Below are 24,928 nucleotides of genomic sequence, written 5' to 3'. Positions count from 1 at the left end.
TGCCGTCTCCTTTAAATTCTATTTTTGATCCTCGTGCGAAATATCGCCAAGCAGCTTCTCGATCCTGCTGCCGTATGCGATGGACTCGTCGATTTTGAAAATCAGCTCCGGCGTATGGCGAAGCTGAATTCGCTTACCAAGCTCCGTTCTGAGGAAGCCGTTTGCTTTTTCCAGCCCTTTCAGCGATTCGTTCTTCTTTTCTTCGTCGCCAAATACGCTTAAATAAACTTTGGCCTGCGACAAATCAGATGTCACATCGACCCCGGTCACCGTAACAAATCCGATGCGCGGATCTTTGAGTTCGGTCTGGATGAGCACGCTAAGTTCCTTTTTAATTTGTTCGCCTACGCGGCCGGTACGATTTTTAGCCATTTATGCCACCTCACCTTACTTCCGTTCGACGGTTTCCATAATGAATGCTTCAATCACGTCGCCCTCTTTGAGGTCGTTATAGTTATCAAGCGTAATTCCGCATTCATAACCTTGCGCAACTTCCTTGGCGTCGTCTTTGTAACGTTTCAGAGAATCGATCTTCCCTTCGAATATAACGATACCGTCGCGGATCAAGCGCATTTCCGCAGAACGGGTAATTTTCCCGTCGGTAACCATACAACCCGCGATCGTGCCCACTTTACTGATTTTAAACGTATTGCGGACTTCGGCATGACCGATCACGGTTTCCTTATAAACCGGATCAAGCATTCCTTTCATCGCCTGTTCAATTTCTTCAATCGCGTTATATATAACCCGGTGCAGGCGAATATCAACTTTCTCTTGATCTGCAGTCGCTTTTGTTTGTGTATCCGGACGAACGTTGAAACCGATCACAATGGCATTAGATGCCGCTGCAAGAATGACGTCGGATTCTGTGATTGCTCCGGCACCGCTGTGAATAATTTTCACGCGCACGCCTTCGACTTCGATTTTTTCCAAAGCACCTTTAAGTGCTTCCACCGAACCTTGCACGTCTGCTTTGATGATGACGTTCAAATCCTTGATTTCGCCTTCTTTAATGTGGCGGAACAAGTCATCAAGCGTAACTCTCGTATTGACTCCAAGATCGCTTTGACGCTGCGCAATTGCGCGTTTGTCAGCGATTGAACGGGCTTTGCGTTCATCTTCAAAGACCATGAACGGATCGCCGGCTTGCGGCACTTCCGTCAAACCGGTAATTTCAACCGGTGTCGATGGTCCGGCTTCTTTAAGACGGCGTCCTTTATCATTCACCATGGCGCGAACGCGTCCGAAGCAGTTGCCTGCGACAAATGCGTCGCCGACTTTCAGCGTACCATGCTGCACCAATATGCGGGCAACTGGTCCGCGGCTCTTGTCGAGCTCGGCTTCAATAACGGCGCCACGAGCGCGTTTGTCCGGATTGGCTTTGTACTCGTTCACTTCTGCAACCAGCAGAATCATTTCGAGCAGCCCTTCCAGGCCGATCTTTTGTTTGGCAGAGACATTGACGAAAATCGTGTCGCCGCCCCATTCTTCCGGAACGAGTCCGTATTCGGTCAATTCCTGTTTGACTTTGTCCGGATTAGAGCCCGGCTTGTCAATTTTGTTGACAGCTACGATAATTGGCAAACCTGCCGCTTTGGCATGGTTAACGGCTTCAACCGTCTGCGGCATTACACCGTCATCCGCTGCAACCACGATAATCGTAATATCGGTAAGCTGCGCTCCGCGAGCACGCATGGCGGTAAACGCTTCATGGCCAGGCGTATCCAGGAAGGTGATCTTCTTCCCGTTGATTTCAACTTGATAAGCACCGATATGCTGGGTAATCCCGCCGGCTTCTCCGCCCGTTACATTCGTGGAACGAATCGCGTCAAGAAGCGTTGTTTTACCATGGTCAACGTGACCCATAATGGTTACGACTGGCGGACGATCCAACAGATCTGCTTCATCATCAACCTCTTCCAGCGTTTCGAAGCGGTCGTCCTCTACCGGAATTTTCACTTCTACTTCTACACCGAAATCTCCGGCTAAAAGCAGGATCGTGTCGATATCAAGCTCCTGATTGATTGTTGCCATAACGCCAAGCAAAATCAGCTTCTTGATGACTTCGGAAGCGTCTTTATGCAGCAGTTTGGCCGTTTCGCCAACTGTCATCGTGCCGCGCACGATAATTTTTTTCGGTGTGTTGTCGATTTTTTCGCGAGGAGGCTGTTGGAAGCCGCCTTTTCCGCCACGGCCGTTTTTGCCGCCGCCGCGGTTATTTCTGAAGTTGCCTGATCTGTTGTCATCAAAACTTCTTTGATTCGGGCGGTTATTGCCGTTGTTGCCGCCTCGTCTTCTGTCCTGGCCTTGACCCTGACTACCTTGTCCCTGACCGCCTTGTCCTTGACCTTGGCTTCTGCCGCCGCTAAAACCTCCGCCGGAGTTGCCTCCAAAGCTGCTATTTCCCCCGGAGTTGGTCCGGCCTTGTGATTGCGGACTGCGGCTTGGACTGCTCGATTGCGGGCCGCGGTTGGCGCCGCCCGATTGAGGACGCGAAGCCGCCGACTCATTGCGGTTTTGTCCTCCGCCTTGGTTATGATGTGGCTGAGAGCTACGTCCGGATGGACCGCCTTGGGAATGTCCTTGTCCTTGCGGACGGGAGTGCTGCTGATTGCCACTGGCTGGACGACTGGTTCTTTCTTGGGTAGCTTGGGAGCTGCCCGTTGTTACAGTTTGGATGTTTTGTGTTCTATTATTCATGCTTACCTGCTTTTCCTGTTGATTTTTGTTACTGCTGTGACCCGGTTTATGATCCTGAACTTGACGAACTTGCCCTCCGCGCTGGCCGGTTCCTTCTCCGGCCGGAGTTTTCGGCGCATGGCTTCCTCCTGCGGAAACCGAAGCCGACGTTTTGGCTGTAGCTTCAGCGCGTCCGGTATTTTCCCGCTTCGCCGCGGCGTTGTTCTTAATATCCTTGAAGAATTGCTCGACGCTCGATACGGCGTCGTTCTCCATTACGCTCATATGGTTATTGACCGGGATATTAAGACGCTTAAGAATCGTAATAATTTCTTTGCTGCTCATGTTGAGTGACTTGGCATATTCGTACACCCTGAGCTTATCTTTGTTATCTTGTTTACTCAATATACTCCACCTCCGACGTTTTCACGATCGCTTTTCGAATCATATCGGCAAACCCTTGATCGGTTAGCGCCAGAATGACCCGTTCCGGTTTTCCCACACTGGATCCGAGCTCTTCCCGGTCAAACCCGATAATCAAAGGTATCTTGTAGGTCCCGCATTTATCGCGGAATTTCTTGTGAGTATTGGCAGATGCATCTTTTGCGACAATGACCAGCTTGGCCTCCGAAGACCGAATCGACTTCATGACGATTTCATCCCCGGTGACGAGCTTGCCGGCCCGCATAGCTAGCCCAAGATTGGATAGCGCCTTATTCAACGGCTTCCTCGTCCTCATCGGGCTGAGACTGAGCGGCAAGGAATTCGTCTTCAACCGCCAGAAAATCGCGGGCAAGCTGCTCATAAACCTCGGGGCCGACCGGCGCTTTCAGCGCGCGGTCGAGCGCCCGGTTCTTATGAGCCAGCTTGAAGCACGCAACTTTGCCGCATAAATACGCTCCGCGCCCCGACTTCTTGCCGGTCAGATCTATCGAAACATCCCCTTCCGGGGAACGCACAATGCGGATCAGGGACTTCTTGGGCATCATTTCCTGACAAGCCACGCATTTGCGCAAAGGTACTTTTCTAGGCTTCATCGATCATCCCCCCCGTTTTTAATCTACGGAAACGGAATCTTGCGGCAATTCGCCCAGATCGGTTCTTTCTCTGCCGAATTCCTCTTCCGCCTGAGTCTCGCTCTTGATGTCGATTTTCCAGCCGGTCAATTTGGCCGCCAGACGGGCGTTTTGCCCCTTGATCCCGATCGCCAGGGAAAGCTGATAATCAGGAACGATGACGCGGGCCATTTTCTCAGCTTCGAACACCTGAACCTCCAGCACACGGGACGGGCTCAGGGCATTGGCGACATATTCCTCGACGCTCTCCGAAAAACGGACGATGTCGATCTTCTCGCCGCGGAGCTCGTTAACGATCGTCTGTACGCGGGTTCCTTTCGGTCCTACGCAGGATCCTACCGGATCCACTTCCGTGTTGCGGGAAAATACCGCGATTTTGGAGCGGAAGCCGGCTTCGCGCGCTACGGAACGAATCTCAACCACACCGTCAAAAATTTCCGGCACTTCGAGCTCAAACAGACGCTTTAGAAGGCCCGGATGTGTGCGGGACAGCAAAATTTGCGGACCCTTCGTCGTATTTTCAACTTTGGTGATGTAAGCCTTGATCCGGTCGCCGTGCTTGAATTTCTCGTTTGGCATCAGCTCGTTCAGCGGCAGATGCGCTTCGATTTTGCCAAGATCAACGTAAATGTTGCGAAGATCCTGACGCTGCACGATCCCGGTTACGATGTCTTCTTCCTTCTCCACAAAAGCGTTGTAAATGAGACCCCGCTCCGCTTCGCGGATACGCTGCGTCACGACCTGCTTGGCGGTTTGCGCCGCAATGCGTCCGAAGTCGCGAGGCGTCACTTCGATTTCGCTGATGTCGTCAAGCTGGAAGTTCGGATTAATCTCGCGGGCGGCCGGAAGCGAAATCTCCGTGCGCGGATCAAGCACTTCTTCCACAACAAGCTTGCGGGCATATACTTTGATGGCTCCCGTTTGGCGGTTCATATCAACACGCACATTTTGCGCAGTATTGAAATTCCGTTTGTAGCTGGAAATCAGCGCAGCCTCGATCGCTTCAAACAAAATATCTTTGCTGATTCCCTTTTCCCTCTCCAATTCATTCAAGGCATCGATAAAATCCATACTCATTTGCCTCGAGTTCCCCCTTTCATAATCTACCTATCAATTTCGAATCCGGCTGCATTTTAGAAAATAATGGCCAATCTGGCGCTGGCTACTTTGCCGTAAGGAATCGTGTGGCTTTTCTTCCCGACCTCGACAACCAATTCGTCGCCCGCAAAGGAAAGAAGCCGGCCTTCAAACTCTTTCAGGCCATCAACCGGTTCGTATGTAGTGACAAACACATCTTTGCCTACGGCTTTTGTGACATCTTCCGCTTTTTTCAGCGGACGCTCCGCTCCCGGAGAAGAAACCTCCAGAAAATAAGCGGAAGGGATCGGATCATTCTCGTCGAGCTTTTCGCTTAAGTATTCGCTGATGCGGCCGCAGTCATCGATATCGATGCCTCCGTCTTTATCCACGAATACGCGAAGGAACCAGTTGCTTCCTTCCTTGACGTATTCCACGTCTACCAGTTCAAAGCCGTTTTCCTCCAAAAAAGGCGTGACCATTTGTTCGACGGCCGCTTTGATCTTTGGTGTGCTCAAGCTTACATTACCTCCATAATGGTTCATTCCTGTATACCAAAGAGTAAAGAGTGGGTTTCCCCACTCTTTAAACAACGGTTCTATCTCCATGATTACCAAAAAAATTATAACATAGTCCAGTAGGAGTGACAAGTAAGAGACCTTTACTTAGGCGCATTCCGAGCCGTCAGAACAACGAAAGCTGGTTGCTCTCCGGCAAACCGCGGAAGCATCCCATCGTTCCGAGCAGTTCGACGATCGTTTTACTTGCTTTGGATTTCTGCTGAAAATCCTCAATGGAGAGGAATTCGCCTTGCTCTTTGGCCGCCGCAATATTGCGCGCCGCGTTATCGCCGATTCCCGCAAGCGCGGAAAACGGCGGAATGAGCGAATCGCCGTCGACGGTAAAGCGCGTCGCATCCGAGCGGTACAAATCGATAGGTTTGAAATGGAACCCGCGAGCCGTCATTTCCAGCGCCATTTCCAGAATCGGCAGACTGGCTTTTTCCTTTGGCTGGGCCTGAAAGCCCTTTTGCTCGATTTCCTCGATTTTGCGGTAAATGGCCTCGTATCCCTGGCAGCACAGCTCGATATCAAATTCTTCCCCGCGTACGGAGAAGTAGGTCGCATAATATTCGATCGGGTGATACAGCTTGTAATAAGCGGTACGTACCGCAGAAATAACATATGCCGTAGCATGCGCTTTTGGGAACATGTACTGAATCTTCAAGCAGGAATCGATGTACCACTGAGGCACTTTGCATTTCTTCATTTCTTCGATCCATTCCGGAGTCAAGCCCTTGCCTTTCCGCACGCTTTCCGTAATTTTAAAGGCCAGTCCGGCATCCATTCCCGCTTTATAAATCAGATATAACATGATATCGTCACGGCAGCCGATAACGGTCTTAATGTTGCAGGTGCCGTTTTTGATCAAATCCTGCGCGTTGCCGAGCCATACGCCGGTACCGTGCGACAGCCCGGAGATTTGCAAAAGGTCGGCAAACGAAGACGGATGGGATTCGATCAGCATCTGCCGCACGAATTTCGTCCCCATTTCCGGGATGCCGTAAGTGGCCACGGGAGTCCGAATCTGTTCCGGGGCAACTCCCAGCGATTCGGTAGAATTGAACATGCTCATGACCTTCGGGTCGTTCATCGGAATGGTCGTCGGATCGAGTCCGGTTAAATCCTGCAGCATCCGCATCATGGTCGGATCATCATGGCCCAGAATATCGAGCTTCAGCAAGTTGGAGTCAAAGGCGTGATAATCAAAGTGCGTTGTCTTCCATTCCGCTTCCGTGTCGTCGGCCGGGTACTGCACCGGCGTAATATCCTCTACATCGATATAATCCGGCACGACGACGATCCCGCCGGGATGCTGGCCAGTACTGCGCTTTACTCCGGTACAGCCGGCGGCCAGCCGATTCAGCTCGGCTCCGCGCCAATGCTTATTATGCTCTTCCTCATACTTTTTGGCGAAACCGAACGCGGTTTTCTCCGCTACCGTACCGATCGTGCCGGCCCGGAACACGTTCTTCTCGCCAAACATCACCTTCGTAAAGTTATGTGCTTGTGGCTGATATTCCCCGGAAAAGTTCAAATCGATATCGGGCACCTTGTCTCCCTTAAATCCAAGGAATGTTTCAAAAGGAATGTCATGTCCTTCCCCTTTGAGCATTTCGCCGCATTTCGGACAGATTTTGTTTGGAAGGTCAAACCCGCTCGGCACGCTGCCGTCCAAAAACCACTCGCTGTACTTGCATTCCGGATTGTGGCATATGTAATGCGCCGGGAGCGGGTTTACTTCGGAAATGCCAAGGAACATGGCGACGACGGAGGAACCTACCGAACCCCGGGAACCAACGAGATAACCGTCCTGATTCGACTTTTTGACGAGCCGTTCGGAAATGAGATAGTTGGCCGAGAAGCCGTATTTGATAATTGGCTCAAGCTCTTTCTCCAGCCGTTTGACAACAACCTCCGGCAGTTCTTCCCCGTATATCGTTTTCGCTGTGTTGTAACAGGTTTCGCGAATTTCTTCATCCGCACCTTCGATGATCGGCGTATACAGCTTGTCCGGGAACAGCTCAAGCACTTCAAAGGAATCGGCAAGCTCGGAAGTGTTCGTAACGACCACTTCATGGGCTTTTTCTTTACCCAGAAAAGCGAACTCCTCCAGCATTTCCTCAGTGGTCCGGAGATGAGCGTCCGGCTTGCGGATATCCTTAAGCGGACTAAAACCGGTGATCCCGTGGATCGTAATATCGCGGAATAGCTTGTCGCGCGGGTCCAGATAATGCACGTTGCCGGTGGCGATTACGGGCTTGCCGAGCTTGGCTCCAATCTCCACGATTTTGCGCAGCGCCGTTTCCAGTTCTTCCACGCTGCCTACCAAGCCCTTTTCCACCAAATGCATATACATCGTTAACGGCTGGATTTCCAGCACGTCGTAGAACTCGGCGACCGCCTCCGCCTCTTCAAGCGATTTATTTAAGACGGTTTCGAAAAACTCGCCTTTTTCGCATCCGGAAATGATGAGCAAGCCTTCCCGCATTTCAACCAGCCTGGATTTCGGAATGCTGGGAACTCGCTTGAAATAATCGGTGTGCGACTGCGAAACCAGCTTGAACAAATTTTTCTTGCCGGTCATATTTAAAGCGTAAATGCCGCAGTGGAACGGACGGGCGTTGGATAAGTCCTTGCCGACCTTGTCGTTCAGCCGGTTCAGCTTCGTGAAGCCTTCGATCTTGGCGGCGTCTTCCAGCAGTCCATTCATAATTTCTGCAAGCGCTAGCGTATCATCGATGGCCCGGTGATGGTTTTCGAGCGAAACTTTATATTTAGCCGCCAGCGTATTCAAACGGTGATTTTTCAGCGTCGGAAAAAGCATCCGGGCAAGCTCGAGCGTATCAAGCACCGGATTGTTCATCTCCGGAATGCCCAGCTCCTTCAGCTTGGCGTTGACGAAGCCAACGTCGAATCTGGCGTTATGGGCCACCAGGATTGCTTTCCCGGCAAACTTGATGAAATCATGCAGCACCGGCTCGACATCCGGCGCGTCCTTGACCATATCGTCGTTTATATTCGTCAGTTGCTGAATATTGTAAGGAATTCGCACATGCGGGTTTACAAAAGTAGCGTACCTGTCAATCTCTTTACCATCCTGAATTTTAACCGCCGCGATTTCGATGATTTTGTTCTGGGTCACCGAAAGACCGGTGGTTTCTATATCGAACACGATGTAGGTCGCCGTTTTCAAATCGTCCTCGCGCGGGTTTAGCACAACGGCCACGTTATCGTTGACCACGTTGGCTTCCACGCCGTAAATCATTTTGATGCCGTTCTTTTTGGCCGCTTTTGCCGCATCCGGATAGCTCTGTACACCGCCGTGATCGGTCACGGCAATCGCTTTATGGCCCCATTTGGCGGCCATCTTCACGTAGTCCGCAATCGGGGTAACCGCGTCCATCGCGCTCATCGTAGTGTGAAGATGGAACTCGACCCGCTTCTCCGCGGCATTATCTTTGCGTCCCGCCGGCTGCGAGATTTCCACCAGATCGGACGGGATCATGACTAGTTCAGGAATCGTCATGAAACGGTCCATCTCCACTTTGCCGCGGGCTTTAACCCATTTCCCGTCGGCAAGCTGACCCATAATTTTCAGATCCTCTTTATTTTTGGCGAACAGCTTCATTTGAAGAGAGTCGGAGAAGTCGGTCAGATAAAACATAAACAGTGTATTTCCGTTGCGCAATTCCTTGCGATCCAGACCAAAAATCGTTCCCTGAATCGTAATTTTCTTCTCTTCGTCCTGGATTTGCTGAATCGGAACCGGCTGTTCCTTGATGTCGTACCCGATTTGCAGCTTGACTACTTCCCCGTCAACCTCTTCTGGAGGAGCCTCCACGCTCATGCTTTCCATCATTTGCTGGATAACTTCGCGTTCCTCCTCGACGATGCGCTGCTGAAACTCCTCAAAGGCTTCGGTGCTGTTTTCCCCGGTTTGCAGCTTAACCCGTAGATTCAGGGCAAAGTAAGTCTCGTAAAAAGCGGTGATCGCCCGGTCGATATTTTTCTTTCGCGCCAGTTCCAGCGCCACTTGATCCCCTAATGTAACGGTAACCAAGTCATTCTCGACCTCAAAGCCCGCTCTGGCCATCCAGCCGTTGACGGACGGGATTTCCCGCTGAACCCACTCCAGGAATAGCTTCCAGTATTCCGTTACGATCTCACTACCCGATACATCGCTACCGTAATGAAATTCGAAAGCAATATGGGCAATGTGTTCCATACGCTCCCTGATTCGCAAGCAGAACGTACGATACGCCTGCGCGGGAACAAGCGATGGTTTGCGGATCGAGATTTTCCAATCCCGGTTGGTTCGGCTTACTTCGACTTGATCAATCCAACCGTCGAGAAAATAAGGATCTATTAATGAGGCAGGTACTTCCGCCTGCTTCATCAGCAGCTCAAGCCGTTTTCTCTTCTCCTGAGTGTCGGTCATATCTTCCTCCCCAATCTAAAGATGCAGCAATAGCAACTTAATATGTTTCTATTAAATCACATTTGGTAGAATTCAAGGAATAAAGACGCAAAAAATCAAAAGGGCTCCAGACGCAAGATCCGACAGACGCTGAACCTGTCGGCGCCCGATGCCGGAAGCCCTCTTTTTTTGTGTTTATCCTCTAATAAGATCATACACCAAATTTATGAGTTGCAGCCTAATTTTTAATAAGCCCTGGCAAAAACGACGGTATGTTTGGCTTCTTCCCCGCACACGAGGCATGTTTTCTTGTGCACTTGCGGGTTGAACGGAATATTCCGGCTCGTTGCCCCGGTTTCATCTTTGACATGGCGTTCGCAAGCTTCCGAGCCGCACCAGCCTGCCAAGGTAAACCCGCGTTTTTCCTCGATGCTCGCTTTCATTTCGTCGAGTGAATCCACAGAATAGAAATGTTCTTCGCGGAACGATTTGGCGCGTTCGTACATTTCATTATGAACCTGCTCCAGCATCGCTTTAACCTCTTCCACAAGCTGATCCTGCGGGATGACTTTCTTCTCGCCGCTGATCCGCGACACGAGCACGCAGACGCCGTTCTCCATATCGCGAGGTCCGATTTCAAGACGAACCGGCACGCCGCGCATTTCGTATTCGTTAAACTTCCAGCCCGGGCGCACGTCCGCGCGGTCGTCGATGCCTACGCGAACGCCGGCCTTCTTCAGCTCCGCAAACAGTTCGTCCGCTCTTCCTACAACCGCATCCCGCGTTTTCGGCGGACCGATCGGAATAATCATGACCTGCTTCGGTGCAACCTTCGGCGGCAAAGCTAAACCGCGATCGTCGCCATGCACCATGATCAGCGAACCGATCAGACGCGTGCTGACGCCCCAAGAAGTGGTGTGTACATATTCGCGCACATTGTCGCGGTTCAAATATTGAATATCAAACGCGGTGGCGAAATTCGTGCCGAGATAATGCGATGTCCCCGCTTGTACCGCGCGTCCGTCTTTCATCATAGCCTCAATGGAATACGTATCTACTGCGCCGGCAAATTTCTCGGACGGCGTTTTTTGTCCTTCAATCACCGGAATTGCCAAGTAGTTCTCGACGAAATCACGATAAACTTCCAGCATGCGCATCGTTTCTTCGCGCGCTTCCTGCTCGTTTTCATGGGCCGTATGGCCTTCCTGCCACAGAAATTCGCTGGTCCGCAGGAAAGGCAGCGTTCTTTTCTCCCAACGCACCACATTGGCCCATTGGTTGATCAGAACCGGCAAATCCCGGTATGATTGAATCCATTTTTCGTACATATGCCCGATCATGGTTTCCGAAGTCGGACGAATAGCAAGCCGTTCTTCCAGCTTCTCTCCACCGGCTTCTGTCACCCATGGCAGCTCGGGATTGAAGCCTTCCACGTGTTCTTTTTCCTTTTGGAAAAAGCTCTCCGGGATAAACAAAGGGAAGTAAGCGTTGCGATGGCCCGTTTCCTTAAAGCGCCGGTCCAGCTCCGCCTGGATATGCTCCCAGATTTCATAACCGTCCGGTTTGAAGACGATACATCCGCGCACCGGGGAATAATCCATCAAGTCCGCTTTTTTAATGACATCGATATACCACCGGGAAAAATCTTCTCCCTGTGGAGTAATTTCAGTTACAAATTGTTTCTCCTCATTTGCCATATGAACCCTTGTCCTCCCGTTATCAAAAACACAAGTTTAACATGTAAAGCGCGTGCTCGCGGTCCTTCTAAAGGTCAACCCCGAATCAAGCGCAGAATGTCATTGTAGGTTACCGCGATCATCAGCAGGAATAGCATCGCAAAGCCGATAAAATGCACCATGCCTTCCCGGTTTGGATCAATCGGTTTGCCTCGCAGCGCCTCGACTCCCAGGAAGATCAAACGGCTTCCGTCCAGCGCCGGAATCGGGAATAAATTGAATATCCCCAAGTACAGGCTCAGAATGGCCGTCCATTGAGTCAACTGGGTAATCCCCTGCTTAGCGATTTGGCCCGTTACTTCAAACGTACGCACCGGCCCGCCGAGATCATCCATCGAGAAGCGATTCACAAGCTGCTGAAAGCCTTGGAAAATCAGCCTCGTGGTATTCACCATGTCGTCCCCGGCTACCTTAAACGTCTCCCCAAAGGAGGCACTGCGGGTCGGGAAAAACGTCACGATGGAGCTGCCGACTTTGCCGGCTTCGTTCTCCGCGCCTTTTGGCGTGATGGAAATGGAGAGGCTTTGATCACCGCGTTTCACTTTCCAGTCCATCGCTTTATTTTTCGAAGCCTGAATCATCTCGATCATCTTATTAGCATCGGTACCTACCGGAGTCCCGTTGATCGACTCGACGATATCCCCCGCTTGAAGCCCGGCTTGCTCGGCCGGCATGCCTTTCATCACTTCGCCGATTTCCAGATGGGTGGGATTCTCCAGAGGGATGCCCGCCATTTGGACGTGAAGCGCAAACAGCACGAAAGCCAGCACAAAGTTCATGAGCGGTCCGGCAAAAATGGACAAAGCCCGCTGCCCGACTGTCTTGCTCCCATACTGACGGTCTCTCGGCGCAATTTGCGTTTCCTTGCCTTTGGTGACCAGCTCAGCCCGAGGGTGTACCGGATAAGCAATCCCTTCGCCGTCAACATCCAGACGGATCGTCAAATCATCCTCCAAATCAACCTGCTGCACTTCGCCACGAATTACATTCTTGCGGCTGTCGAGTCGATCCAGATAAATCCGGCGAACCGTGTCTCCTTCCAAGCGAAGCGCCACAGTTTGTCCGACGGCGATTTGAACCAGTTCCGGATCTTCCCCGGCCATTCGGGCATAACCGCCAAAAGGCAGCAGCCGCAGTGTGAACCGGGTTTCATCCCTTTTATAAGAAAACAGCTTCGGTCCAAATCCAATTGCAAACTCCCGGACCAAAATGCCCGCGCGTTTGGCAAAGAAATAATGTCCCCATTCATGAACAGTGACGATGACAAAAAACATAAGCACCGTCAAAAATATAATCTTAAGCAGTTCCAATCGTAAGCATCCTCCTTTTGGCCACGGATCGTCCAACGTCCTTCTAGATTAACATTATTCTCCGATCAGGCACAAGAGAATACCGCCGCCGTACTTTTAGAGGAAAATTTATACGCCCTAGATGGATTTAGCCAAGTCCCGGGCCCAGCGATCAACGGACCGAAGAACTTCCAGATCCGGATTCGGCTGGACATCATGCCTGGACAACACCGTTTCAAGGATTGTCTCGATATGCAGAAACGGAATGCTTCCATTCAAAAAGCGGGCGACGGCGACTTCGTTAGCGGCATTGAAAACGCTAGTAGCTGTCCCCCCTATTTTACCACATTCGTAGGCAAGTCTTAAACACGGGAAGCGTTCGAGATCCATCTCCCGAAAATGCAGCTTGCCAACCTCGGCGAGCGACAGTCTTTTCCGGTCGGTCGACCATCTCTGCGGATAGGAAAGCGCGTATTGAATCGGGGTCCGCATGTCCGGGGTCCCAAGCTGGGCGATCACGCTTCCGTCGCGATATTCCACAAAAGAGTGGATAATGCTTTCCGGGTGCAGCAGCACGCCGATTTGTTCATAGGGAAGATCAAACAGCCAGTGGGCTTCGATCACTTCCAGGCCTTTATTGACCATGGTAGCCGAGTCGATCGTGATTTTGGCCCCCATCGACCAATTGGGATGCTTTAGCGCATCGGCTGCGGTAACGTTTTGCAACTGATCCCGGGTCAAATCGCGGAATGAACCGCCCGAAGCCGTCAATGTAATCTGCCGTACTTCGTCGATGTTTTCTCCGTTCAGACATTGAAAAATTGCCGAGTGCTCGCTGTCGACCGGCAGCAGGGAGACGCCCTTCCGGCGTGCCAGTGCCGTAACCAGATGCCCGGCTGTGACCAAGGTTTCCTTGTTTGCCAAAGCGATGTGTTTTCCGGCTTCAATTGCCGCAAGCGTCGCCGGCAACCCGGCGCTGCCGACAATGGCGGTGAGAACGGTATTCGCATCCGTGCCCGCCGCCACTTCGATAAGGCCTTGCTCTCCGTAAAAGAGCTCTACGCCTTGCGGCAACTGCGGCCGAAGACGATCCGCCAGCTCTTTCGTGGCGACCGAAGCTTTTTTCGGCCGGAATGCGTTCACCTGCTGCGCGAACAATTCCAGATTCGCTCCGGCAGCCACCCCCTCCACTTGAAAATGCTCTGGATGCTCGCGCACCACGTCCAGCGTTTGGGTACCAATCGAGCCGGTCGAGCCGATGATGGCTATCTTTTTCATCTCGCACCTCGAGTCTTATTAGGCTACCGTGTGAAATGTCCTTCCGACGTTTCTTCCAGAACATTTCTCACTCTAGCCAAGATACTTTTCTTGTTTAACTTACATTGGTAGCAGCATGAGGATATGTATGAATGGAAACACCATAATCCAGCTATCGCAGCGATCCAATATTCCGCCATGTCCGGGCAGCAGCGTGCCTGAATCTTTTATTCCGTATATACGTTTGTAGGCCGACTGGATGAGGTCGCCCATCTGCCCAACCACTGCGGCCGAAATGCCCAGAACAACAGCTCGTCCGATCGTCAAAAGCCCGCCGGAAGCAACTGCAAAAATAACCGCGGCCGCAACCGCCAGAACAATACCGCCGATGGCGCCCTCCACCGTTTTGTTCGGACTGATTGCAGGCCAGAGTTTATTCCGGCCGAATCGGCGGCCTGTAAAATACGCCCCGGCATCGCTGCTCCAAATGGCGGCCAGCATCAAGAAAGTCCAGAATAACCCGTGACCGTCCGGAGTATTCCGCGTTTCGGCAATCGAGGAGAAGCCGATCCCGATATAGACGGCCCCCAGAAACAACATAGCGGCCTGTCCGATCGGCACCTCATTTTTGGTAACGACCGTCACGGTCAGCAGCAATAGAAGCAGAATCCAAAGAACCGCGAGTGTATTTAGCGGCATTACGATACCAAGTAATTTCCAAGGGAAGGCCAAATACGCGACCCCCAAATAACCCAATAAGGCGGTGCCTCCAAAAGCGGGCTGCTTGGTCATCCGCACAAATTCGTAATAACCGATCAAAGCCATCAGCAAGATCAAAATATGATATGATAATCCGCCGATCAGGCAAACTCCCAAAAATAAGCCCCCGGCGATAATTCCCGTTATCAAGCGCTGTTTCAAATCTACACACCTTCCATCCAGCTAGGATAACCCGCCGTACCGCCGAGATCTCCGCTGATATTCAGCGACCGCCTCGATCATATGCTTTTCACCGAACTCAGGCCAATACACTTCGGGGAACCAGAGCTCGCTGTAAGCCGTTTGCCAAAGCATGAAGTTACTTAACCGCAGCTCTCCGCTGGTTCGGATCAAGAGATCAGGCTCAGGCAACCCCGCCGACAGCAATCTGGATTGCACCGTATCCTCCGTAATATCCTCAAGAGCAAGCTCCCCGGCTTCCACCGCCCGCGCAATTTCCCGCACGCTTTCGGCAATTTCCCGGCGGCCTCCGTAATTCAAGGCAAAGTTTAAAATAAGTCCGGTGTTATCCTTGGTTCTCGCGATCGCCTCCTCCATGGCTGCGATCGTATGCTGGGGAAGTTCCTTTGTATAACCCATCATACGGACCTGAACATTTTTTTCGATCAGTTCCTCAAGCTCCAAAGCCAAAAATTCCCGGGGAAGCGACATCAGGTAATCGACTTCATCCTTGGGCCGTTTCCAATTTTCCGTTGAAAAAGCATACAGCGTCAAAATACGAACTCCCAAATCATCGGCAGCAATCGTCGCCCTCTTTACGGCTTTCATTCCGTTCCGATGGCCAACCGCGCGCGGCAAACCGAGCTTTTTGGCCCAACGCCCGTTGCCGTCCATAATGATAGCGACATGCTCCGGGATATTGTCCTCCGATAACTTGACAGGCTTTTTGCTATTTTCTTTTTTTCGCCAGGATTGAAATAACTTGATCATTTCTTTTCCTCCAGCCGATGATGAAAAAGAGACAAAACCCCACCGTAATAGGAGGGGCCGATGGTTGTCTCTTATACTTCCATGATCTCTTTTTCTTTCGCAACGAGGACCTTATCCACTTCAGCGATAAATTTATCCGTCGTTTTTTGAATATCCTCTTGATGCCGATGAGATTCATCTTCCGAAATATCGGTTTTTTCCAACTTCTTGATGTCGTCGTTGGCATCGCGGCGAATGTTGCGGATGGCGACTTTCGCCTCCTCGCCGAATTTCTTGGTCATTTTTACGAGTTCGACGCGTCTTTCTTCCGTCAAGGCAGGAATCACCAGGCGAATCGCCACTCCGTCATTGGCCGGAGTCAGGCCCAAATCCGACTTTAGGATGGCCTTTTCGATATCGGACAAAGACGATTTGTCCCAAGGCTGAATCATCAATGTCCGGGAATCCGGCGTGTTGATGTTGGCAAGCTGATTTACCGGCGTCGGCGCACCGTAATATTCCACTTGAATCCGATCGAGCAGCGAAGGAGTCGCTCTGCCGGCGCGAAGAGTGGCAAGATCTCTCTTCAGGGCCTGGATGGCTTTATCCATGCGCTCCTCGGCATGTTTCTTAACCGATTGTGGCATTTAGTCTACACTCCCTTTGACGATCGTTCCGATTTTCTCACCGAGAACGACGCGCTTAATGTTCCCTTGTTCCGTGATAGCAAACACGATGAGCGGAATGTTGTTATCCATGCAAAGCGAAGATGCTGTGGAGTCCATGACGCCCAAATTCTTGTTCAGCACTTCCAAATAGGTGAGCGTTTCATACTTCACCGCATTCGGATCCACAAACGGATCGGCAGAGTACACGCCATCTACTTTGTTCTTCGCCATCAGGATCACTTCGGCTTCGATTTCAGCGGCACGTAAAGCCGCCGTGGTATCCGTGGAGAAAAACGGATTGCCTGTTCCGGCTGCGAAAATGACGACCCGCCCCTTCTCCAAATGCCGAATCGCCCGCCGCCGTATGTAAGGCTCGGCAATTTGCTGCATCGCGATCGACGTTTGCACTCGGGTCGGAACTTCGATTTGCTCCAGCGCATCTTGCAGGGCAAGCGAGTTCATCACCGTAGCAAGCATTCCCATGTAGTCCGCGGTTGCACGGTCAATGCCTTTGGCGCTTCCGGCGATTCCCCGCCAGATGTTGCCCCCCCCGCAGACGATGGCCACTTGAACGCCAAGCTCAACCACTTCTTTCACCTGCTGCGCGATGGAGGAAATGGTATCCGCATCGATTCCATAGCCGTTTTGACCGGCCAGCGACTCTCCGCTTACCTTTAAGACAATACGTTTAAACACTGGCTGTTTCAAATGTATACCTCCACAATGAATCTTTCATAAGACTCTTAGGTTAAAAAAGAAGGAACACGGCGTGTTCCAACTTTCGTAACGTTCAATTAGGGGTTGAAGCTTATTTATTCACTTGGGACATAACTTCTTCGACGAAGTTGTCCACTTTCTTTTCCAAACCTTCGCCAAGTTCATAGCGAACAAAGCGGCGGATGGAGATATTTTCTCCAATAGTGCTGATCTTTTCGTTCAGCAGTTGAGAGATCGTTTTGTCCGGATCTTTAACGAATGCTTGTTCCATCAAGCAGAATTCTTCATAGTATTTGCCGATGCGGCCTTCAACCATTTTTTCGACGATTTTTTCAGGTTTGCCTTCGTTCAAGGCTTGAGCCTTCAAAATCTCTTTTTCCTTCTCGATTGCTTCTTGCGGAACTTCTTCACGGCGCACATAGCGAGGGCTCATGGCAGCAATGTGCATTGCGATGTCGCGGGCAAATGTTTTAAATTGATCCGTAATTGCTACGAAGTCGGTTTCGCAGTTGATTTCTACCAGAACGCCGATACGGCCCCCAGCATGAATATACGACTCAACAACACCTTCAGAAGCAATACGACCGGCTTTGCTTGCACTGGCCGCCAAGCCTTTTTCGCGAAGCAGTTCAGCCGCTTTGGTCAGATCGCCGTTCGCTTCTTCCAGCGCTTTTTTGCAGTCGAGCATACCTGCGCCCGTTTTTTCCCGTAGTTCTTTGACCGATTTTGCATCAACAGCCATGTTCAAATTCCCTCCAAAATTGTTATAGGACCTATTAGGTCATCAGTTGCATTTACTTTAAAAAAAGGGCAGTGAGAGGTTTACACCTGCCAACCACCCTTTTTGATTTAATTTATCGTTTGGTTAAGCGCAAGGCAGATTAAGCAGTTGTTTGTTCGCCTTGGTTCGCTTCGATAACAGCGTCAGCCATTTTGCCGGTCAAGAGTTTAACCGCGCGGATTGCGTCGTCGTTACCGGGAATGACGTAGTCGATTTCATCCGGATCGCAGTTCGTATCAACGATACCAACGATTGGGATACCCAATTTGCGTGCTTCAGCAACCGCAATGCGCTCTTTGCGCGGATCGATGATGAACAGAGCGCTTGGCAAGCCCTTCATGTTCTTGATGCCGCCCAAGAATTTTTCAAGACGTTCTTTTTCCTTGCGAAGCAAAATAACTTCTTTCTTAGGCAGAACGGAGAAAGTGCCGTCTTCTTCCCAAGTTTCCAGCTGTTTCAAACGGTCGATCCGTTTTTGAATCGTTTGGAAGTTGGTCAGCGTGCCGCCGAGCCAGCGTTGGTTAATGTAGAATTGACCAGCGCGTTCAGCCTCTTCCTTCACGGAGTCTTGAGCTTGTTTTTTCGTGCCTACGAAAAGAATGGTACCATTCTCTTCAGCTACGCTTTTAACGAAATTGTAAGCTTCTTCGACTTTCTTGACCGTTTTTTGCAGGTCGATAATGTAAATGCCGTTTCTTTCTGTGAAGATATAACGATCCATTTTCGGGTTCCAGCGACGAGTCTGGTGACCGAAGTGAACGCCTGCTTCAAGCAGTTGTTTCATGGAGATTACTGCCATCTTCACGCACCTCCTAAGTTTGGTTTTTGTGATGCTTCCTCCGCAAGAATCATCTCCCGCCAAGACTCTTTTCTCTTTAATCAAGAAGAGAGCACCCCTCGCGAAATCATCCTGCGTGCGTTATAACACCGTCAATTACTATACCATAAGTAAAATGGGGATGCAACCAATACAATTCGCTTTTGAGATCAAATAGAAAAGCCGTCCATAATCGGGCGGCCGCGTATCTTTTTCCTATTTTGATGAGTCTTTTAAAGATATTTTAGAAATAATCGAGGAATAATCTTCCCCTATTTGGAATGAATATGTTCCGGCTCTAACCGTATAATTGATTTTCTTCGATTTGGCTTCCTTGAGAAAAGCATCCTTGTCCTTGATCACGCCGGCCTTCGCCAATCCTTCAGCAACGCCGGTCAGCGTTGTACCGTTGGAAATGCTGTACTTTACGACAACATTATCCGGGGACTCCGGCGATTTCGGTGTGTCTGTCTTGGGTTGCTCCACCGTTCCCGCCGTTTGATCCTTTCCCGAATCGGAAGCGGATTTATCCGAGGTTTCTGGATTGCTCGGAGCGGTTGGCTTCGAGGGCTGAACCGGCGCTTGAGCCGCATCTTGATCCAGCGCGCCGTTTTCCCCAATTTCCGCTTCTTTGGCCTTCCACTCTTCCGCAGTATACATCTCCTGATCTTTCTCAACAACTTTAAGATTCAACTGGCTCGCCGCCTGTTGAACCTCTTCCTTGGTAACAAGTTTCCCGGTTTCTCCCTGACCAACCATCATCAATTGAAGAAGCAGCGCGCCGAAAATGAGTCCGAGACCAAGGCCCAGCATGAAGTTACGATTCTTGATCACTCGGATTCCTCCTTTTTGGATAACTGGAGGATTAACTGTACTTCTCCGCGCTGAAGGCCGATTGATTTGGCGATCATATCAATCGATTTCCCTTGGGAATACAATTCAAACAGCTCGGGATAACGGTCACGAACATGCTCCTTGACCTGAGGCATATTTACCGGCTCAGAGACGATAGCCGGAATTTCATTCAAATCCGAAGCCGGGTCTGAAGGTTCCTGAATCGCCGGATCTTCTTCCAGTTGTTGCGGTTCATGATCAATCTGTATCGGATCGATTGCTTCTTGTGAAGCGGCATGTAAACCGGAGAAAAGAGACTCGCTCTGCCGGGCGGAGAACTCCACATCCCCCAAACGCTGGCGTAGCTCGACAATTTGTTCCTGCTGGGCCAGCTGTTTTGAATTAAAGTCCTGCTTCATCTCCGATACCAGAGTGATCAGTTCTCCATTTTCTCTTTCGATTTCCGACATATATTGTTCCAGCGTCGCTTCCAGTTCACTGCTTGCATCCGGGCTTGGTCCGGAAGCCTGCTTTCGCGACGGAAGCATCAGCGCATATACCAATGCGACCGCACCCAGCAGAACAATATAAACCCAGGGATCTCCCAATGACAATGTTATCCTCACCTTTGTGCTGTTTAATTATGTTTGATTTCCCGCTATAGGGACAGATCGATGTGCTTTCCTTTATACGGATGCTCCGCCATGTGTTCCTTGACCGGTTCAACAAGCCTTTCTTCGGAATGAGGCTCATCCTGATTCCGTTCTTGTTGCGAGGAGCCATTGCCCTCTCGCCTTACTGTCGTGTTATGAGCGCTCTCGTCGATGCCGGCACTGCGCTGACGCTCATGCTCACTCTCTTTTATGGTTTGCCCCGACAGCAAAGCCTGATCGATAAGGGGGCGCTGCTGCTGATCATGTTGAACACGTCCCGCATCGCTGGTACGCGGGACCGCGATTTGCAATTCTACGGATTTCATATCCATCGGGATCACCTCAATCTAGAACAAGATTTTTGCCAAAGCCGAGTGCAATCATCTTCTTTGAAATACTAGATATAAGCCGACATGGAAATATCTCCTTCACTATAATAGAAGGACATTCTTGAAATCGGTTCTTTGATATATTTCGTATACCGGCCAATCACGATTTTGGATCCGCCGTAAATCATCTTCAATACGTCTACGCGAGCTTTACCTGTATCCTCCAGCTCTCTTTCGATGACCAACATGCGTTCTTTCATATCGTTCAGTTCTTGTATGTTTGACTTTTTGGTCATGCTGAGCTTTGATCTCAACGCGATTTTATCAGGCGTCAATTTTCCTAAAGAAGCCAGCTGATCAAGAAGTGTAAGCGCTTTTTCAGTTTTGTCCATGTTAGCCAGTTGATCCTTTACCTGCTGGCGAAGCTCTTGCAATTCGTTGCGAAGCTCCGGTAACGCGCCTACTTCGATTGAAGTAGTCGTTGACATCGGATTGCCGATGACTCGTGCCGTGACTCTTTCCCCCGCTTGAATATTTCCTCCAACAATCAATCCCTTTGGACCGTTGCAAATAACATCTCTGCCCGCCCGAATATTGGAATGCATAATGCTTTGAGAAACGACTACGTCTTCTCCCGCCTGCACGTTTCCATCCTGAATAAATGAACTTTTGACTTGTCTTCCGGCTTTAACAAGTCCTTTATTGTAACCGATAATCCCTCCGCTGATTTCAATGGATCCTTCCGCGAACAATTCGGCGCCTTCAACCCCGCCAACAATGCGAATATCCCCGGACGCACTAACTCTAAACCCAGTCAGTACATTTCCGCGGATCACAACAGTCCCTACAAAATCGATATTTCCTATACTGTAATCGACATCCCCGTTGACTTCATAGACCGGGAATACGTTCAATTTCCCTTTATCCGTACGTGCCACAAGACCGTCGATAGCAGCGTATAAGGCCGTCTGCTCGGGATTGAGCACAACATTTTTCCCAATTTTAAATTTGGCTTCTTTCCCATCCTTACATGGGATTTGTTCGCCGGTTACCGCTATACCGGGACGGCCGGGTACAGGAGGTACAAGCTCAGCAATAATCTGACCTTTAAGAACGTTGTTTAGCCGAGTGACGTCTTTGTAATCGACTTTACCGTCTTCGGACTCCATTGGTTTGTGTCGATTGTCATCATCCAGTGGAATAGCATAGCGGATCATCCCGTTTTCCCCGTGAACGGGCTCGTTTCCTATTGCAATCGGCGTTTTGCTAAAGTAATACTCTTTCGGATTCGCAACAAAGCGTTCAATGATGTCTTCTTGAATTCCGTATTTCAATCCCTCGCTTTGGAGAAACCGATGAAGCGCATCCGCCGTGCATGAAAAATCCTCTTCCTTCTTCAAGAACTGCAGATAAGCTACCGTCTTGTCGTCGTTTAGTGTCACACTTAGGATTTGTCCTAAATCACCCATAAACTCCACTACGTCCTTCCTCCTTCCGTCCATGCATAAACTTGGACCCCAATTTTCTTAATCTTACTAGTCTTCCTGCATCAGCAAATCCCGCTGCTTCTCAAGGCTTCCCCTAAGCCTCAATATCGCTTTTGAATGAAGCTGCGAGATTCGAGAGGGCGACAACGACATTACCTCTGCGATTTCGCTTAACGATAAGTCCTCATAATATAGTAAAGAAACCACTGTCCGCTCTTTTTCGGTCAGCTTCTCGATACCTTTAGTCAGCGAATCTCGCAAATAAAACTCTCTGACTTTATAATCCGGGTTTTTTGCCTTTTCGTCAACGAGAAGTGTTAAACGAGTCTCCGCCTCCTCTTCCCGAATCGGATCTTCCAGAGAACAAAGCGTCATGACAGCTACTTCCTGCAGCATGCTCTGAAACTCTTTTTCACTGATTTGCAAGTAGGCGCTCATCTCCAAATCCGTGACCGAACGAAGATATTGCTGCTCCAACTGCTGATAGCCCTCTTCAATTTTCTTGGCCTTTTCTCTAACCGAACGTGGAACCCAGTCCCCCTGCCGCAGACCGTCGAGGATTGCCCCTCTGACTCTCCACGATGCATAGGTTTCAAACTGCAAACCGCGCTTATAGTCGAATTTCTCGACCGCATCGATTAAGCCCATCACTCCATTGCTGGACAGATCATCTTTGGAAACGTTTCTGGGAAGGCCAACGGCCAAGCGTCCCGAAACATAATCTACGATATGGAGATACTTTTCAATAAGCTGCTTCTTTGCCTCCAAGTCGCCGTCTTCCTTCCACATCTCCCAAAGGTCAACGTGATTTAGTGTGGATGTCTTCTGCTCGATCAATTGTCTTCACCTTCCTTATTGTTCTGTCAGGTGACGAACGACCTTAGCCAGTTCTGCAGGATCCTTGTCGTCAGATGTTTTTACTAATTTAGGCGGATTTAAAGGTGCAAAATCTTGTGCTGTCGCCTGATTTCCAGGAGGCTGTTTAAGCAGGTCGTTTAACTCCTCGCTTTCATCCGGAGTTATAATATCAAGACTGCCGCCTTTACCCGGCTCTATAGAGGAAGACGCCTGATCGTGGTTTGCAGTGCCATCCGGCAGCTCCTTCAGGAACGAAAACATCCAATTTGCAGCATAAGCGAGCACAAACCAGACGGCAAATGCGATAAGACCACGAATCAAGCTCGTCATGAACAAATTGTTCCCGGCCGACACAGCAAAAGAGATCAGAAAACCGATAAAGCCCAATAACAAGTAATATCGCAATTTTCCTGTCATAGCTACAATTCCTTTACACCCATTTGTACGCTTCGTATAAACAAAATACCTGTCTCATTATCAAGTTCGATCGTTCGACCGTAGTTTCCTCCGGTATCCTCCGCCAGCAACGGAATGCCTAATTCGGACAGTTGAATTTTGCATGACTCTACATTTCTGGGACCGATGCGCATCGAATCCCCGGTTCCCGCGAACGAGAACATTTGCGAGCCTCCAGCCATCTTGGCAACCATGCGCCCGGGAGAAGCGCCGATGGAAATCATCTTCTGAAACAGTGCCGGAACAGCAGTATCGGCATATTTGGCGATATTCAAGTTTCCTTCTCGAGCGATCTCCGAGGAAGGAAGCATGACATGAGCAAGACCTGCCACTTTCAATTGTGGATCAAAAAGCGTCAGTCCCACACAAGAGCCCAGCCCAGTTGTGCGAATCAATCCCTGCTGAGTAATCACATTCAACTCGGCCATGCCAACCTTTACTACCCGTTGCTCGTCAATCATGATCGGTCGATACTCCTAGTGCCGCGAAAATTTTGGAGAACGATTCCGGATCGGGAATGAGGAAAAATTGTCCTTCCACCTCATGGTGTCCTTCAATAAACGTTGTATCGATCAGCAGGGCGGAATCCCCCATTTCTCCGAACTGCAAAAGACCATAACTAAGTATAGCTCCCGCCATATCAAGCGCAATCGCGGGAACGGTAGGCGACATCGAAAGGGAAGTGAAGTCGGCGAGCGAAGACAAGTACGATCCCGCCAAAATATTCCCTATTTCCGATAAAGCGGACCATTCCATCTCGGAGAAGCCTTCTTCGCTCTCCACACTTAGCCCGGCCAAACGGTGCAGCAGCTTTTTTGCAGCTTCCGGGCTTAGAATAAAGAACAAATTTCCCGGTGCATCCCCTTCGACCCGGAAGAAAATGGCGAGTACGATGTTTTCAGCGCCGCCGACGCGGTCTGCGACCGCCTCGAACGGCATCATCTGAACTTTAGGAACAGCCATATCAATCGGCTTGTCGAGCAATTTGGACAAAGCCGTTGCTGCGTTACCGGCGCCGATGTTGCCGACTTCCTTTAAAATATCCATTTTGAATTCTTCCAGCTCTTTGAACAAATCCACGATTTAACCCTCTAGGCTTTCCAATTGAATGATTTCACTTCGATTCAGTACCTCGGACAGATTGAGCATCACGAGAAGGCGCTCCTCCGAAACTTTGGCAACTCCATGCAAATATTTGGCTTTAACCCCGCCTACGACATCCGGCGGCGTATCGATGAGATCGGAGTTCAAGTCAATTACATCATTGGCCGAATCAACGATGAAGCCTACTTCCATTTCGTTCGCCGAAACGATGATAATCCGGGTTTGATCCGTAAATTCCGATTCCGGCAATCCAAAGCGGCCACGCAAATCGATGACAGGAATAACTACACCGCGAAGATTAATAACTCCCTTTACAAAGGCATACGTTTTGGGAACCCGGGTGATCGGCATCATCCGTTCGATCGTTTGAACCTTGTCCACTTCAATGCCGTATTCCTCAGACCCTAACTTAAATACGATTGTCTTAATTTCCTCTCCCAT

The 24,928-nt window shown here is 50.2% G+C and carries 25 protein-coding genes; all 25 read right to left on the bottom strand.

The window, feature by feature from the left end; genetic code table 11:
- Positions 1-18 precede the first annotated feature (18 nt).
- The 25 genes from rbfA to ACI48K_RS07815 all read right to left on the bottom strand — a co-directional run bounded on the left by rbfA (position 19) and on the right by ACI48K_RS07815 (position 24,928).
- Complete coding sequence (gene rbfA, locus ACI48K_RS07935; RefSeq protein ID WP_475027047.1) at positions 19-372, bottom strand: 30S ribosome-binding factor RbfA; 354 nt, start codon at positions 370-372, stop codon at positions 19-21.
- A 15-nt stretch (positions 373-387) separates the two neighbouring features.
- Positions 388-3,084, bottom strand: coding sequence for a translation initiation factor IF-2 (gene infB, locus ACI48K_RS07930; protein ID WP_475027046.1), 2,697 nt, complete (start codon positions 3,082-3,084; stop codon positions 388-390).
- Positions 3,077-3,400: a L7Ae/L30e/S12e/Gadd45 family ribosomal protein gene (locus tag ACI48K_RS07925; protein WP_475027045.1), complete on the bottom strand. Its 324-nt coding sequence runs from the start codon at positions 3,398-3,400 to the stop codon at positions 3,077-3,079. The genes infB and ACI48K_RS07925 overlap by 8 nt, the downstream gene beginning before the upstream one ends.
- Positions 3,393-3,716 carry an RNase P modulator RnpM gene (rnpM, locus tag ACI48K_RS07920; RefSeq protein WP_475027044.1) on the bottom strand — a complete coding sequence of 108 codons (324 nt, stop codon included), beginning with the start codon at positions 3,714-3,716 and terminating at the stop codon, positions 3,393-3,395. Before rnpM ends, ACI48K_RS07925 begins: the two co-directional genes overlap by 8 nt.
- Positions 3,717-3,734: 18 nt before the next feature.
- Positions 3,735-4,832 (bottom strand): transcription termination factor NusA, encoded by a 1,098-nt coding sequence (nusA, locus tag ACI48K_RS07915; RefSeq protein ID WP_475027043.1) that lies wholly within the window; start codon positions 4,830-4,832, stop codon positions 3,735-3,737.
- A gap of 56 nt (positions 4,833-4,888) precedes the next feature.
- Positions 4,889-5,350 (bottom strand): ribosome maturation factor RimP, encoded by a 462-nt coding sequence (gene rimP, locus ACI48K_RS07910; RefSeq protein WP_475027042.1) that lies wholly within the window; start codon positions 5,348-5,350, stop codon positions 4,889-4,891.
- Positions 5,351-5,516: 166 nt separating this feature from the next.
- Positions 5,517-9,833 (bottom strand): PolC-type DNA polymerase III, encoded by a 4,317-nt coding sequence (locus ACI48K_RS07905; RefSeq protein WP_475027041.1) that lies wholly within the window; start codon positions 9,831-9,833, stop codon positions 5,517-5,519.
- Positions 9,834-10,057: 224 nt separating this feature from the next.
- The gene (gene proS, locus ACI48K_RS07900) at positions 10,058-11,509 is read right to left on the bottom strand and encodes a proline--tRNA ligase (RefSeq protein WP_475027040.1); all 1,452 of its coding nucleotides are present in this window, start codon (positions 11,507-11,509) and stop codon (positions 10,058-10,060) included.
- 74 nt (positions 11,510-11,583) lie between these two features.
- The gene (gene rseP / locus ACI48K_RS07895) at positions 11,584-12,858 is read right to left on the bottom strand and encodes an RIP metalloprotease RseP (protein WP_475027039.1); all 1,275 of its coding nucleotides are present in this window, start codon (positions 12,856-12,858) and stop codon (positions 11,584-11,586) included.
- A gap of 117 nt (positions 12,859-12,975) precedes the next feature.
- Positions 12,976-14,115, bottom strand: a complete 1,140-nt coding sequence (locus ACI48K_RS07890; protein ID WP_475027038.1) for a 1-deoxy-D-xylulose-5-phosphate reductoisomerase — start codon at positions 14,113-14,115, stop codon at positions 12,976-12,978.
- A 99-nt stretch (positions 14,116-14,214) separates the two neighbouring features.
- Positions 14,215-15,015: a phosphatidate cytidylyltransferase gene (locus tag ACI48K_RS07885; RefSeq protein ID WP_475027037.1), complete on the bottom strand. Its 801-nt coding sequence runs from the start codon at positions 15,013-15,015 to the stop codon at positions 14,215-14,217.
- Positions 15,016-15,036: 21 nt separating this feature from the next.
- Positions 15,037-15,804 carry an isoprenyl transferase gene (locus ACI48K_RS07880; RefSeq protein ID WP_475027036.1) on the bottom strand — a complete coding sequence of 256 codons (768 nt, stop codon included), beginning with the start codon at positions 15,802-15,804 and terminating at the stop codon, positions 15,037-15,039.
- 71 nt (positions 15,805-15,875) lie between these two features.
- The gene (gene frr, locus ACI48K_RS07875; protein WP_475027035.1) at positions 15,876-16,430 is read right to left on the bottom strand and encodes a ribosome recycling factor; all 555 of its coding nucleotides are present in this window, start codon (positions 16,428-16,430) and stop codon (positions 15,876-15,878) included.
- Positions 16,431-17,159 carry a UMP kinase gene (pyrH, locus tag ACI48K_RS07870; RefSeq protein ID WP_475027034.1) on the bottom strand — a complete coding sequence of 243 codons (729 nt, stop codon included), beginning with the start codon at positions 17,157-17,159 and terminating at the stop codon, positions 16,431-16,433.
- 100 nt (positions 17,160-17,259) lie between these two features.
- The gene (gene tsf, locus ACI48K_RS07865) at positions 17,260-17,910 is read right to left on the bottom strand and encodes a translation elongation factor Ts (RefSeq protein WP_475027033.1); all 651 of its coding nucleotides are present in this window, start codon (positions 17,908-17,910) and stop codon (positions 17,260-17,262) included.
- A 139-nt stretch (positions 17,911-18,049) separates the two neighbouring features.
- Complete coding sequence (rpsB, locus tag ACI48K_RS07860) at positions 18,050-18,748, bottom strand: 30S ribosomal protein S2 (RefSeq protein WP_475027032.1); 699 nt, start codon at positions 18,746-18,748, stop codon at positions 18,050-18,052.
- Between the two features lie 234 nt (positions 18,749-18,982).
- Positions 18,983-19,600 carry a hypothetical protein gene (locus ACI48K_RS07855; protein ID WP_475027031.1) on the bottom strand — a complete coding sequence of 206 codons (618 nt, stop codon included), beginning with the start codon at positions 19,598-19,600 and terminating at the stop codon, positions 18,983-18,985.
- Positions 19,597-20,208, bottom strand: a complete 612-nt coding sequence (locus tag ACI48K_RS07850) for a hypothetical protein (protein WP_475027030.1) — start codon at positions 20,206-20,208, stop codon at positions 19,597-19,599. Before ACI48K_RS07850 ends, ACI48K_RS07855 begins: the two co-directional genes overlap by 4 nt.
- A 50-nt stretch (positions 20,209-20,258) precedes the next feature.
- The gene (locus tag ACI48K_RS07845; protein ID WP_475027029.1) at positions 20,259-20,585 is read right to left on the bottom strand and encodes a hypothetical protein; all 327 of its coding nucleotides are present in this window, start codon (positions 20,583-20,585) and stop codon (positions 20,259-20,261) included.
- 65 nt (positions 20,586-20,650) lie between these two features.
- Complete coding sequence (locus ACI48K_RS07840) at positions 20,651-22,060, bottom strand: DUF342 domain-containing protein (RefSeq protein WP_475027028.1); 1,410 nt, start codon at positions 22,058-22,060, stop codon at positions 20,651-20,653.
- Positions 22,061-22,117: 57 nt separating this feature from the next.
- The gene (locus ACI48K_RS07835; protein ID WP_475027027.1) at positions 22,118-22,906 is read right to left on the bottom strand and encodes a FliA/WhiG family RNA polymerase sigma factor; all 789 of its coding nucleotides are present in this window, start codon (positions 22,904-22,906) and stop codon (positions 22,118-22,120) included.
- A gap of 15 nt (positions 22,907-22,921) precedes the next feature.
- On the bottom strand, positions 22,922-23,344 hold the full coding sequence (locus ACI48K_RS07830) for a hypothetical protein (protein ID WP_475027026.1): 423 nt from the start codon (positions 23,342-23,344) through the stop codon (positions 22,922-22,924).
- 2 nt (positions 23,345-23,346) lie between these two features.
- Positions 23,347-23,844, bottom strand: a complete 498-nt coding sequence (locus ACI48K_RS07825; RefSeq protein WP_475027025.1) for a chemotaxis protein CheD — start codon at positions 23,842-23,844, stop codon at positions 23,347-23,349.
- Complete coding sequence (locus ACI48K_RS07820; RefSeq protein ID WP_475027301.1) at positions 23,837-24,430, bottom strand: chemotaxis protein CheC; 594 nt, start codon at positions 24,428-24,430, stop codon at positions 23,837-23,839. The genes ACI48K_RS07825 and ACI48K_RS07820 overlap by 8 nt, the downstream gene beginning before the upstream one ends.
- A 36-nt stretch (positions 24,431-24,466) precedes the next feature.
- Complete coding sequence (locus ACI48K_RS07815; protein ID WP_475027024.1) at positions 24,467-24,928, bottom strand: chemotaxis protein CheW; 462 nt, start codon at positions 24,926-24,928, stop codon at positions 24,467-24,469.

Source organism: Paenibacillus terrisolis, assembly GCF_056171975.1.
This window is presented reverse-complemented; position numbering and strand designations above follow the sequence as displayed.